Below are 12862 nucleotides of genomic sequence, written 5' to 3'. Positions count from 1 at the left end.
ATGATTCCAGCGCGGTCGTTCAGTGGAAAGCGTGTCGCACTCTTCGGGCTTGGCGGTTCGGGGATCGCGACGGCGCTCGCCCTGATGGAGGGCGGGGCCGAGGTGCTTGCGTGGGACGACAATCCCGAAAGCGTGGCGAAGGCGAATTCGAATTCGATCGATACGGGTGACCTTCGCTCGGCCGACTGGCCGGGATTTTCTTCCTTCGTGCTGTCGCCCGGCGTGCCGCTGACGCATCCCAAGCCGCATTGGGCCGTGGAACTCGCGCGGGGCGCAGGCGTGGAGGTGATCGGCGACATCGAGTTGTTTTCGCGCGAGAGGATGGCACGCGCGCCGGACGCGCCCTTCGTTGCCATCACCGGCACCAACGGCAAGTCGACAACCACGGCGCTTACCGCACATATCCTGAAATCGGCCGGGCGCGATACCCAGATGGGCGGCAATATCGGCCGCGCGGTGATGACGCTCGATCCGCCGGAACCGACGCGCCACTACGTGGTCGAGTGCTCGTCCTATCAGATCGATCTCGGCCCCTCGATCAATCCGACCGCCGGCATATTGCTCAACCTGACGCCCGACCATCTCGACCGCCACGGCACGATGCAACACTACGCTTCGATCAAGGAGCGGCTGGTCTCGGGCAGCGACACGGCAATCATCGGCGTCGACGACGTTTTTTGCGCGCAAATCGCCGACCGGCTCGAGCGGGTCGGCAAGGATGTGGTGCGGATATCCAAGCGGCTGCCGCTGACCGACGGCTATTTCGCCGACGGCACCGACCTGATGGAAGCGAAGGACGGACGCTACAGCCGGATCGCATTCCTGGAAGGCATCGGCTCGCTGCGCGGCCAGCACAACGCGCAGAATGCGCTGGCCGCGGTCGCGGCTTGCGTGAGAGTCGGGCTCGAACTCGGCGAGATACAGGCCGGCCTCGAAAGCTTCCCCGGACTGGCGCACCGCATGGAGCAGGTCGCGCGCAAGGGGCACGTGCTCTTCATCAACGATTCGAAGGCGACCAACGCCGATGCGGCTGCGCCCGCACTGTCGAGTTTCCCGCGCATCTATTGGATTGCCGGCGGGCTGGCCAAGGAGGGCGGCATCGAGCCGCTGCGCTCCTTCTTCCCGCGCGTCGCCAAGGCCTATCTGATCGGCGAGGCTGCCCCGGCTTTCTCGGCGACACTCGGCGAGGCGGTATCCTACGAGATTTCCGGTACGTTGAGAGCCGCGGTCGAGCATGCGGCGCGGGATGCGGCGTGCGACGATAGCGGCGAGGCGGTGGTCCTCCTGTCGCCGGCCTGCGCCAGTTTCGACCAGTTCAAGAATTTCGAGATTCGCGGCGAAGCCTTCAGGCAAGCTGTGAATGCTATCGAGGGTGTCAGACCTATTGGAGGACTGAACTGATGGCTAGCCGGCTGGACAGGAGCCCCGTTGCAATCTGGTGGTGGACGGTCGACCGCTGGTTCCTTGCGGCCTTCCTGTCGCTGATGGGGCTGGGAATCATCCTTTCCTTCGCCGCGAGCCCGGCTGTCGCGGAACGCATCGGCCTCGGCAGCTTTCATTTCGCGACCCGGCAGATCATCTTCATGATCCCGGCCCTGGCGGCGATGATCTCGGTTTCATTCCTCGAGGCGAGGGAAGTACGGCGGCTGGCTCTGGCCATGCTGTGCGGTTCGCTCGTGCTGATGGTCGCGGTGCTCTATGTCGGCGTCGAGGTCAAGGGCGCGCATCGCTGGATCTCGTTCTTCGGCATCTCGATCCAGCCATCCGAATTCATGAAACCCGCCTTCGTCATCGTCTGCGCGTGGCTGTTTGCCGAGCATGCGCGCCAGCCGGATATCCCGGGCAATCTGTTCGCGGTGATCCTGCTCGGGCTGGTGATGGCGCTGCTGGTGGCGCAGCCCGATCTCGGCCAGACCATCCTGGTGGTCGGAACATGGGGCGTGATGTTCTTCATGGCCGGAATGCCCTGGCTGTGGATCATCGTGATCGGCGCGATCGGGGCCGCCGGCGCGATCAGCGCCTATACCATTTTCCCGCATGTGGCGGGGCGCATAGACCGCTTCCTGACCGGCGAGGGCGACACGTTCCAGGTCGATATGGGCCGCGAGGCGGTGGTGCAGGGCGGCTGGTTCGGCGTCGGGCCGGGCGAGGGCACGATCAAGCGCGTCATCCCCGACAGCCACGCCGATTTCGTGTTCGCAGTCGCCGGCGAGGAGTTCGGCATCGTCTTGTGCTTCGTCATCCTCGGCATCTTCGCCTTTATCGTGCTGCGCGGCCTGAACACGGCGCTCAAGGAACATGACGACTTCACCCGCTATGCGGTGGCGGGCCTGGTCGTGGTGTTCGGCTTCCAGTCGATCATCAATATGGGGGTGAACCTGCAGATGATGCCGGCCAAGGGCATGACCCTGCCGTTCATCTCCTATGGCGGTTCGTCGCTGATCGCCATCGCGATCTCGATGGGGATGGTGCTGGCGCTGACGCGCAAGAAGCCGGAAAAGCGCAAGCAGGTAGGCTTCCCGGAGCTCTCGCGGCGGCCCGCGCCGGCCGAATAGCATGACCGGCCGCACAATCCTTCTCGCTGCCGGCGGCACCGGCGGCCATCTGTTTCCGGCCGAGGCGCTGGCGCACGAACTGATCGCGCGCGGCTGGAGCGTCCATCTCGCGACCGACGGCCGGGCCGAGCGCTATGCCGGCAGCTTTCCGGCTTCGCATGTCCACCCGATCGCATCGTCCACGATCGGCTCGCGCAATCCGCTGGCGCTGGCGCGGGCATTCTGGACGATCTGGCGCGGCGTCAGGCAAGCCTCGGAAGTCATCCGAAAGATTCAGCCTGCAGTCGTCGTCGGGTTCGGAGGCTATCCGACGCTGCCGCCGCTCTATGCCGCGACCAGGCGCGGGGTGCCGACGCTGATCCACGAGCAGAACGCCGTGATGGGCCGCGCCAACAAGGCGCTGGCCGGACGGGTTGACGCCATCGCCGGCGGTTTCCTGAGCGAAAACGCGGGTGCCGGCGCCAAGGTCGTGATCACGGGAAATCCGGTGCGCCCGGCGGTCATCGAAGCGGCGAAGACGCCTTACGCGCCCTCCGGCCCATTCGAGCCGTTCAGGCTGCTGGTGTTCGGCGGCAGCCAGGGGGCGAAATTCTTTTCCGAGGCGATGCCGCCGGCGATCGCAGCGCTTCCCGCAAGCCAGCGCAGCCGGCTCAAGGTGACGCAGCAGGCGCGCGCCGAAGACATCGAGCCCGTCCGCAACGCCTATCGCGACTTTGGCGTCGAGGCGGAGGTGTCGCCGTTCTTCACCGACATGGCGGCAAGGATCGCGGCGGCGCATCTGGTCATATCGCGCTCCGGCGCGTCGACGGTTTCCGAAATCGCGGTGATCGGCCGGCCGGCGCTGCTGGTGCCCTATCCGCATGCGCTCGACCACGACCAAGCCGCCAATGCGGCCGCACTTGCGGCAGCCGGCGGCGCGCAGGTTCACCCGCAATCGACGCTGTCCACGAAGGCTCTTATGTCGCTGATCGGCGGGCTTATGGAAAACCCGGGCAAGCTCGCCTCGATGGCAACGGCCGCCAAGCTCGCTGGAAGGCCGGACGCGGCCCGGTTGCTCGCCGACCTGACAGAGGCTATTGCGTCGGGCAAAGCGGTAGCTGAATTAAAAAAGGGAGCGCGGCCATGAAGATGCCGCAGACGATCGGCCTCGTCCACTTCATCGGAATTGGCGGCATTGGCATGAGCGGCATCGCAGAGGTGCTGCATAATCTCGGTTACCGCGTGCAGGGCTCCGACCAGGCCGAAGGCGCCAATGTGCAGAGGTTGCGCGACAAGGGCATAGAATGCTTCGTCGGCCATCGCGCCGAAAATCTGGGCGACGCCGAAGTGGTGGTCGTTTCCACGGCGATCAAGAAATCCAATCCGGAACTGATGGCGGCGCGGGAAAAGCTGCTTCCGATCGTGCGCCGCGCCGAAATGCTCGCCGAACTGATGCGCTTCCGCCAGGCGGTGGCGATCGGCGGCACGCATGGCAAGACGACGACGACATCGATGGTGGCGACGCTGCTCGACGCCGGCGGGCTCGATCCGACCGTCGTCAATGGCGGCATCATTAACGCCTACGGCACCAATGCCCGGATGGGCGAAGGCGAGTGGATGGTGGTGGAGGCCGACGAAAGCGACGGCACCTTTCTTAAACTGCCGGCCGACATCGCAGTCGTCACCAACATCGATCCCGAACATCTCGACCATTACGGCACATTCGACAAGGTGCGCGAGGCGTTCCGCCAGTTCGTGGAGAACGTGCCGTTCTACGGCTTCGGCGTGATGTGCACGGACCATCCAGAAGTGCAGGCGCTGGTATCGCGCATCGAAGACCGCCGTGTCATCACCTATGGCGAGAACGCCCAGGCCGACGTGCGTTTCGCGCGCCATCGCATGGACGGCGCGGTGTCGGAGTTCGACGTGATCATCCGCAACCGCAAGACCGGCGCGGAGGAGACGATCGGCGATCTGCGCCTGCCCATGCCCGGCCGCCACAATGTGTCCAACGCCACGGCGGCGATCGCAGTGGCACATGAGCTCGGGCTTTCGGCAGAAGCGATCAAGCGCGGCCTGTCGTCCTTCGGCGGCGTCAAGCGGCGCTTCACGCGCACGGGTTCGTGGAACGGCGTGCAGATATTCGACGATTACGGCCACCATCCCGTCGAGATCAAGGCGGTGCTGAGGGCGGCGCGCGACGCCACCGGCGGCCGCGTCATCGCGATAGCGCAGCCGCACCGCTTCACGAGACTGCACGACCTGTTCGACGATTTTTCCGCCTGCTTCAACGACGCCGACACCGTGATGGTGGCGCCGGTCTATGCGGCGGGCGAGGACGCCATAGACGGCGTCACTTCCGACGCATTGGTCGGCCGCATCCGCGCCGGCGGCCACCGCGACGCGCGCTATATAGAGGGCGCGGCGGCGATCGCACCGATCGTGCGCGACATAGCCAGGCCGGGCGACTTCGTGATTTTCCTGGGCGCCGGCAACATCACCCAGTGGGCCTATGCGCTGCCGAAGGAACTCGGCGGGGACGCGGCATGAACCGCGGCGAGGCGCTGCTGGCCAAGCTCGGCGACCGGCTCGCCGGGATCCGCGGCCGCATCACGCCCAATGCCGAGATGGACAAGATCACCTGGTTCCGAGCCGGCGGCATTGCTGACGCGCTGTTCCAGCCGGCCGACGAAAAGGATCTTGCCGCCTTCCTGAAGGCCGTGCCCGCCGAAATCCCGCTGACCGTCGTCGGCATCGGCTCGAACCTTTTGGTGCGCGAAGGCGGCATTCCTGGCTTCGTCATCCGGCTTTCGGCCAAGGGCTTCGGCGAGGCCGAAGCGATCTCGGCGACCCAGATCAGGGCAGGCGCCGCCACGCCCGACAAGCGGGTGGCGGCCGTCGCGCTCGAAGCTGGCATAGGTGGCTTCCATTTCTTCCACGGCATTCCCGGCGCGATCGGCGGTGCGCTGCGCATGAATGCCGGCGCAAACGGCGTCGAAACGCGCGAGCGGGTGGTCGAGGTCAGGGCGCTCGACCGCAAGGGCAAGGTCCACACGCTTACGAACGCCGAGATGGGCTACGCCTACCGCCATTCCTCCGCGCCTGCCGAGTTGATCTTCACCTCGGCGCTGCTCGAAGGGTATCCGGAAGACAAGGCAAAGATAAAGGCCGACATGGACGCAGTGCAGCACCATCGAGAGACGGTGCAGCCGATCCGCGAGAAGACCGGCGGCTCGACGTTCAAGAATCCGGAAGGCACGTCTGCCTGGAAGGAGATCGACAAGGCCGGCTGCCGCGGGCTGATGATCGGCGGGGCGCAGATGTCGCCGATGCACTGCAACTTCATGATCAATACTGGTAACGCGACCGGCTACGACCTTGAATTTTTGGGCGAAACGGTGCGCGCGCGGGTGCTCGAACATTCCGGCATAAGGCTGCAGTGGGAGATCAAGCGCATCGGCAACTTCAAGGCGGGGCATGAGGTGCAGGAGTTTCTGGGGCAGTTGCTGTAGGGCCGGTTTCACGGATCGCGTTTAAGCGTTAATGGCTCGGCGTGACCAGCAACGGGTTGATTGCAGCCCTTGATTTGACCCCGCAGACGAGGCACGCAGGCAAAGCCTGACGCGACCGCGCCACAATGACCGCGGCTCCGGCTGGACTTGAGAACGATAGCGCTAGCCGCCAAGGTCCAGCCGGAACGACCTAGTCGCTTATGCAGGGATTAGTAGGCCTACGGTGTGAATCCCAACCACGTTGCTCGTATTTGTCGCCATGTCCGTCTTACCTTTGGCGCACGTGTACATCTCGCCTTCTTTGACGGTGAATTCCTTATCTGCCTTCTTGATCTTGAACTCACCGGCAGCGATGTAACACATCATGTCATTGTCCATGACTGTTTCCGGAAACACTGCTCCGGGCTGGAATACGATATCGATCATGGAAATGCTTTTGTAGGCAGGAATGTCAGAGTTAAACGTACCCAACTCCACTATTCTAACACCCGGTTGAACCTCCTTGCCATCATTTGGGCCGTACTCTTTCTTGGCAAAGGCCGGGCTTGCCAACATGAGCAGAGGCGTCGCGGCGGTTGCCGCCATACCGAGTGCCAAAGCCGACCGACGATTCATGTCTTTCATGGCTTCCTCCCTGTTGAGCCGTGCGCACGCGCGCACAAAAGGATTCGGCGCTTGAGTTGGCCTACTGTCAAATCAATTAGTTAGGCGGCTACTTATTGAGCTGGAGTGTGCAATCCAGAGTAAAGCAAATAAGTTCAGCCGCTTATCTTGGCTTTTGTATCGGATTTCTTATCAATTTTGTTTTTGTGTGGCCCTGGAGGGGCATGCGAATCGACGCCTCCCAGAGGATCCCCAGTCGGTGCCCTCCGCTCTAACGAGGCTGGGCGTTTGACAAAGGCCTTGCCGTCGGCTCTTGGTCAGCACTTGCCCTCAGTATTCCTCAATAGGCGAAAGCCAAAAAGCGGGGCTCGCACCCTCGGCGATCTCCCGCTGCATCTCAGCCACAGCGCGCTCACTTTTTACATAAAGTGAATTCATTGAATCCTCGGGCAACCTGCCGGCAGACTCGGATTCAACTCGCGAAACGGTGCGTAGCTGGTTCGCATGGGGATTGCGGAAGCATGTCGAAGAAACACGTCGCCGTATTGCTAGGTTTGCGTGCAACCTGATCAATCCATGTTGATCCGCGTTCCCGTTGCGCCGTTCAGGAGCCTCTTGAGGTGGAAGCTGGTGAGCTGATCGTCCGGCCGCTTACCGACCTCAGCAGCGAATGCGCCCAGCGCGCCGGGATCGCCGGATTCCAGCTTGGCGAAGGCAGCGAGATAACCTTCCGTCGCGGGATCTTCATATTGGTCCGGTCGCAGCGGCTCGAATGCGCGCAACTGCTCCGTCCTTCCCCTGAGTACAAGGTCTCCCACGGGTCGCCCGCGGAAATCAGTTACCTGCTTCGCTACGCTTTCGCTCACGCAGATGCGGGTCCCGAGCTGTTTGTTGGCTGCCTCCAACCGTGACGCAATGTTGATCGTGTCGCCATAAGCGGTGTAGTCGAAAAAGCGACCGCCGCCGAAATTGCCGACGATCGCCGACCCGGCATTCACGCCAATGCGCGTGGCCCCGAGCGCGACGCCCCGTTCCCGCCAGGTATCGCGAAAAGACTGCGCAAACGCGTCGAGGTCCAGTGCGCAGGCAACAGCACGCTGGGCATGGTCGGGCTGTTCGCTTGGCGCTCCGAACAGCACGTGCAGCGCATCGCCGACAATCTTTGCGACAGTGCCCTCATGCGCGAATACGATGAAAGTCATGCCTGCGAGATAGCCGTTGAGCATCTCGCCAAGCACACCGGGTTCGATCGTTTCGATCATCGTAGTAAAGCCGGCGATGTCGGTGAATATCGCCGCGATCTCGCGGCGCTGGCCGGCGAGGTCTATCTCATCCGCACTGCCTGCAAGCCGCTCGGCCAGATTGGGCGAAAAATAACGCGACAGCACCTCACGGTTGCGCGCTTCGAGTTCGGAAATGAGGCGCGCATTTTCGATCGCGATCACTGCCTGATCGGCGAAGGTCTGAACGAGCGCGATCTGGCGGTCGGTAAAGAGCCGCGCTTCGGGCCGTGACAGCGAGATCGTGCCGATTACGCTTCCGTCGCGCTTCAGGGGTACCGCCAAACCGCCACGATAATCGCCGAGCTGATGGCTGGCAAGCGAACGGAAGCGCGGATCGTTCGGTACGTCCTCAACGTTTACGACCTCGCCGGTGAAAGCGGCCAGACCCGATGTCGTCACCGCATCGGCCGCAGGGATTATCGCGAGGTCCTGCGCGAATTTCACCCACTCCTCGGGATAATTGACATGTGCTGCGAGATGCAACGGCTCGCCTTTGCGCAGCCAGATGACGCCGCGCGTCGCCTCACAAAGACCGATTGCCGAGCGGACGAGAGTGGTAAGAACGGTATCGAGGTCGAAAGCCGAGCGGCTGATGACCTTCAGCACATCGGCCGTCGCCTTTTGTGTCTCGTGCGCGTCCCTCAACTCCTTAGTGAGCAGTTCAATCCTGGCTTCGAGGTCGCCAATCAGTTCCTGCATATGCCAGTGCCCTCCGCTCGCCCGCTGCACAGTCGAGCCGCGCGAAACCATAGGCAGAATGAAACTGCGAAATCTAGGCCCAGACGACGGACCTCTCTTCCCGTGGCACTGGAGGAGATTGCGCCCTCGGTTTCTTGCCGCGTTAATGGCTCGGCGTAAAATTTGGGCAACTGGTGTGGAAAGCGCTCCTTGCTATTGGAATCGCTTCATTTGAGGTGTTTTATCAGCACCACCATGTCCGCGAGTTCGGGTTTGACCGGCTTGTGAAACCTCCTAAGTGCAAGTTCTGAGAAGCCCCACTTCAGATAGGCCGTCCTAGCGTGCTTGGCGGACGCCATGACATCGAGCCAGATGTGGCCAAGGTTCTCATCTCGCGCCTGAGCAATCGCGGAATTAAGAAGTTGCTTTCCTAATCCGAGTCTTTGAGCCCCTGGCAGGAGGTAGATTCTTGGTATTTCTGCACCGTTGGTCTCCCCGGTGATGGGATTGGCGGAGTCAACGATCATAGTGAGAAAGCCTAAGATCGACGCGTCTAGCTGCACGACCCATAGTCTGGCATCGGCCCGCTCCAACAACGTTGCGAATGCTTCGGCACCAAATGTCGCGAGTTGCCGCGCCGAGGCTGCGCTGTCGTCCCACAGATATCCATAGACAGCTGCATAGGCCGCTGGTCCGATGATGCCGAGGCTATAAACATCCGCCGATGATGCCCTCCGGATAACGGCATGGGAGAAATCTTGATGCCCAGAAATGATGCTCTCCCGGATAAGGCCTCGTCGCGAGTTCCGCACTCTCGCGCGAAGGGTGTATCTCGGCAAGCCGTATTCGAGACGTTCGCTCAGCCGATATTCCGCGGCATTGCAGCCACAATCCCTCACTTTTTACATAAAGTGAATCCGATTGAATCCTCGGGGCTTGCCACGGAATCCAGTCTCTGATTCTTTGGACAAAAGCGTTTCCTGATTTGAGTCGATGACGCGTTTTCCGTCTGGGGGGCAACCTGCCGGAAGACTCGGATTCAACCCAAGAGGCGTTGTGTGTAGCCGGTACGCAATGGGGATTGCGAAGCATGTCGAAGAAACACGTCGCCGTATTGCTGGGAGGGTTCTCCTCCGAACGGCCCGTGTCGCTGTCTTCCGGGAATTCGTGCGCGGATGCGCTGGAGGCTGAAGGCTACCGGGTGACGCGCGTCGACGTCACGCGCGATGTCGGAAGGGTTCTGTCGGAACTGAAGCCGGATGTCGTCTTTAATGCACTGCATGGGCCGTTTGGCGAGGACGGCACTATCCAGGGCGTGCTCGAATATCTCGAAATCCCCTACACGCATTCGGGTGTACTGGCCTCGGCGCTGGCGATGGACAAGGAGCAGTCCAAGAAAATCGCCAAGCTCGCCGGCATTCCCGTTGCGGAATCCAAGGTGTTGAGCCGGTTTTCGATCGGAAACAAGCATCCGATGAAGCCGCCTTATGTGGTCAAGCCGGTCAATGAGGGGTCGAGCTTCGGCGTCGTCATCGTCAAGGAGGACCAGTCGCATCCGCCGCAGGTGATCGGCTCGGCGGAGTGGAGATACGGCGACGCGGTGATGGTCGAGCGCTATGTGCACGGGCGAGAGCTGACCTGCGCGGTGATGGGCGATGTGGCGCTCGGCGTCTGCGAAATCATTCCGACCGGCCATTCCTTCTACGACTATGATTCAAAATACGTTCCCGGCGGCTCAAAACACGTCTGCCCCGCTAAAATTTCACTAAATATTTACCAAAAAATACAGACACTGGCGCTCAAGGCACATCAAGCAATCGGCTGCCGGGGCGTCTCCCGGTCGGACTTCCGCTACGACGACCGTCATTCCGAAAATGGCGAGCTCATCTGGCTCGAGGTCAACACCCAGCCGGGCATGACGCCGACGTCGCTTGTGCCCGAGATCGCCGCGGAAGCGGGGCATTCCTTCGGCGAGCTGTTGAGTTGGATGGTGGAGGACGCTTCGTGTTCGCGTTGAAGTCGGGACAAGCCCAGGGGACGGACGCGGCCACGCCGGGTGTCCTTGGCGCTTGGCTTTCCGCGCCGCATTTCGTGTTGCCGCGCTGGCTGCGCCGTCCGGCGCGCGTTGCCGCCCGTCTCGGCAGCGGCGACTTCACGCCGCCGCCCTTTTGCGCGACCATCATGACCGCCGTCTTCCTGGGGGCGAGCAGCCTCTACGGCGCCTATCTCGGCGGCCACATGCCGGCCTTCGTGCAGGCCGTGACCGCGCGCACCGGCTTCGCGGTCGACGAGGTGCGCGTCGCCGGCCACTTCGAGACCTCCGAGATCGACATACTGGAAAAGCTCGAGCTCGACGGCTGGACCTCCCTGATCGGCTTCAATGCGGACAAGGCGCGCGGGCGCATCGCGGAACTGCCCTGGGTCGAGGTCGCCTCGGTACGCAAGGTCTATCCCGACACGCTCGAAGTGCGCATCGAGGAGCGCAAGCCGTTCGCCCTGTGGCAGCACGGCAGCCAGCTCGCCATCGTAGGAGAAGCTGGCAATGTGATCGCGCCTTATTCGGGCGGACGCCATGCCATGCTGCCGTTGGTCATCGGCTATGGCGCGAACGACCATGCGTCGGATTTCGTCGGCAAGATCCGCCAGTTTCCCGAACTCGCGGCGCGGGTGAAGGGCTACATCCGTGTGTCGGAGCGGCGCTGGGATCTGCGGCTTGAAAACGGCATCACCATAAAGCTTCCCGAATCCGGCGAGGACGAAGCCATCGCCGACCTGCTGCGGATGGACCGGGAGAGCGGGCTTCTTTCGCGCGACATCGCCTCCGTCGACATGCGGCTTGAGGACCGCCTGGCGGTCCAGCTGACGCCGGAGGCGGCGGTGCGCCGCAACGCGGCGCTGAGCGACATGGGCATCAAGATCAAGCCGGAGAAGAAGATATGAGCTGGCTCTCCGGCCGCAAGGACGCCCAGTCGCGCCGCTCCGGCATCGTCACCGTGCTCGACGTCGGTTCGAGCAAGGTCTGTTGCGTGGTCGCCAAGCTCAAGCCGAGCGAGGAAGGCCAGCTTCTGCGCGGCCGCACTCACCAGGCGCGCGTGATCGGCATCGGCCACCAGAAATCGCAAGGCGTGAAGTCCGGCGTGGTCGTCGATCTCGACCGCGCCGAGCACGCGATCAGGCTGGCGGTCGACGCGGCCGAGCGCATGGCTGGACTGACCGTCGATTCGCTGATCGTCAATCTTACCGCCGGCCGGCTCAAGAGCCGGTCGTTCTCGGCGACGATCAATCTTGGCGGGCATGAGGTCGACACAGCCGATATCAGGCGCGTGCTGGCAGCCGGCGCCAAGCAGGCGCTGAAGGCGGAGCGCGAGGTCGTGCATTCGCTGCCGGTCGCCTTCTCGCTCGACGCGGAGCGCGGCATGCGCGACCCTCGCGGCATGCTTGGCGACACGCTCGGCGTCGATATGCACGTTCTAACCGGCGATTCCGCGCCGCTGCGCAACCTCGAACTCTGCATCAACCGCTCGCACCTCTCGGTCGAGCGGATGGTTGCGACGCCGTATGCCAGTGGGCTTGCAGCCCTTGTCGACGACGAGCTCGAAATGGGCGCCGCCTGCATCGACATGGGCGGCGGCACGACGACGATCTCGGTCTTCGCAGACGGCAAATTCGTGTATGGCGACGCCATTCCGGTCGGCGGCAGCCACGTAACCATGGACATGGCCAAGGGGCTCTCGACGCGGCTCGATGATGCCGAGCGGCTGAAGGTCATGCACGGCTCGGCGCTGCCCGGCAGCGCGGACGACCGCGACCTCGTCTCGATCCAGCCGATCGGCAGCGACGATGGCGAGGCGCCGCTGCAGATACCGCGCTCGGTGATGACCCGCATCATTCGCGCACGCATCGAGGAGACATTGGAGATGCTGCGCGACCGGCTGAACAAATCGGGCTATGGCAACGCGGTCGGCAAGCGCGTCGTCTTGACCGGCGGCGCCAGCCAGCTTTCCGGCCTGCCGGAAGCGGCGCGCAGAATTCTCGGGCGCAATGTTCGTATCGGGCGTCCGCTCGGCGTTGCCGGGTTGCCCGAAGCGGCCAAGGGGCCGGCCTTCGCGACGGCGGTCGGTCTCCTGATCTATCCGCAGGTGGCGAGTTTCGAAAGTGCCCAGGCGGGCGGTTTCGCCCGGCTGCGGATGACCGGGACCGGGGGAAAGTTTCATCGCATGAGTCAGTGGTTGAGAGACAGTTTTTAGATATT

General features: G+C 62.9%; 11 protein-coding genes. 8 read left to right on the top strand and 3 right to left on the bottom strand.

Annotated elements, in window-relative coordinates:
- From murD to murB, 5 genes are read left to right on the top strand one after another with little or no spacing between them, the layout of a single operon-like run.
- Nucleotides 1–1401, top strand: coding sequence for a UDP-N-acetylmuramoyl-L-alanine--D-glutamate ligase (gene murD, locus ACG873_RS15730; protein WP_394892917.1), 1401 nt, complete (start codon nt 1–3; stop codon nt 1399–1401).
- On the top strand, nt 1401–2555 hold the full coding sequence (ftsW, locus tag ACG873_RS15725) for a putative lipid II flippase FtsW (protein ID WP_394892915.1): 1155 nt from the start codon (nt 1401–1403) through the stop codon (nt 2553–2555). The genes murD and ftsW overlap by 1 nt, the downstream gene beginning before the upstream one ends.
- Before the next feature lies 1 nt (nt 2556).
- Nucleotides 2557–3681: an undecaprenyldiphospho-muramoylpentapeptide beta-N-acetylglucosaminyltransferase gene (gene murG / locus ACG873_RS15720; protein ID WP_394892913.1), complete on the top strand. Its 1125-nt coding sequence runs from the start codon at nt 2557–2559 to the stop codon at nt 3679–3681.
- Nucleotides 3678–5084 (top strand): UDP-N-acetylmuramate--L-alanine ligase, encoded by a 1407-nt coding sequence (gene murC / locus ACG873_RS15715; RefSeq protein WP_394892912.1) that lies wholly within the window; start codon nt 3678–3680, stop codon nt 5082–5084. The genes murG and murC overlap by 4 nt, the downstream gene beginning before the upstream one ends.
- On the top strand, nt 5081–6046 hold the full coding sequence (gene murB, locus ACG873_RS15710; protein WP_394892911.1) for a UDP-N-acetylmuramate dehydrogenase: 966 nt from the start codon (nt 5081–5083) through the stop codon (nt 6044–6046). Before murC ends, murB begins: the two co-directional genes overlap by 4 nt.
- Nucleotides 6047–6244: 198 nt before the next feature.
- Here murB and ACG873_RS15705 read toward each other — a convergent pair whose 3' ends face one another.
- The 3 genes from ACG873_RS15705 to ACG873_RS15695 all read right to left on the bottom strand — a co-directional run bounded on the left by ACG873_RS15705 (nt 6245) and on the right by ACG873_RS15695 (nt 9449).
- Nucleotides 6245–6670, bottom strand: a complete 426-nt coding sequence (locus ACG873_RS15705) for a hypothetical protein (RefSeq protein ID WP_394892910.1) — start codon at nt 6668–6670, stop codon at nt 6245–6247.
- Nucleotides 6671–7218: 548 nt separating this feature from the next.
- Complete coding sequence (locus tag ACG873_RS15700; protein WP_394892908.1) at nt 7219–8631, bottom strand: adenylate/guanylate cyclase domain-containing protein; 1413 nt, start codon at nt 8629–8631, stop codon at nt 7219–7221.
- 206 nt (nt 8632–8837) lie between these two features.
- The gene (locus ACG873_RS15695) at nt 8838–9449 is read right to left on the bottom strand and encodes a GNAT family N-acetyltransferase (protein WP_394892907.1); all 612 of its coding nucleotides are present in this window, start codon (nt 9447–9449) and stop codon (nt 8838–8840) included.
- 251 nt (nt 9450–9700) lie between these two features.
- On the opposite strand from ACG873_RS15695, the gene ACG873_RS15690 reads away from it, so the two are divergent.
- The 3 genes from ACG873_RS15690 to ftsA are packed head-to-tail and all read left to right on the top strand — an operon-like array spanning nt 9701 to nt 12857.
- Nucleotides 9701–10627: a D-alanine--D-alanine ligase gene (locus ACG873_RS15690; RefSeq protein WP_394892905.1), complete on the top strand. Its 927-nt coding sequence runs from the start codon at nt 9701–9703 to the stop codon at nt 10625–10627.
- Entirely contained in the window at nt 10615–11550 is a 936-nt protein-coding gene (locus tag ACG873_RS15685; RefSeq protein WP_394892903.1) for a cell division protein FtsQ/DivIB, read from the top strand. The genes ACG873_RS15690 and ACG873_RS15685 overlap by 13 nt, the downstream gene beginning before the upstream one ends.
- Nucleotides 11547–12857: a cell division protein FtsA gene (ftsA, locus tag ACG873_RS15680; protein ID WP_394892902.1), complete on the top strand. Its 1311-nt coding sequence runs from the start codon at nt 11547–11549 to the stop codon at nt 12855–12857. Before ACG873_RS15685 ends, ftsA begins: the two co-directional genes overlap by 4 nt.
- The last annotated feature ends 5 nt before the right edge of the window (nt 12858–12862 follow it).

The sequence above is a fragment of the Allomesorhizobium aridi genome, assembly GCF_043769475.1.
Lineage (GTDB): Bacteria > Pseudomonadota > Alphaproteobacteria > Rhizobiales > Rhizobiaceae > Allomesorhizobium.
Note: the sequence above shows the minus strand (reverse complement) of the source record. Positions and strands in the feature narration are given on the sequence as shown.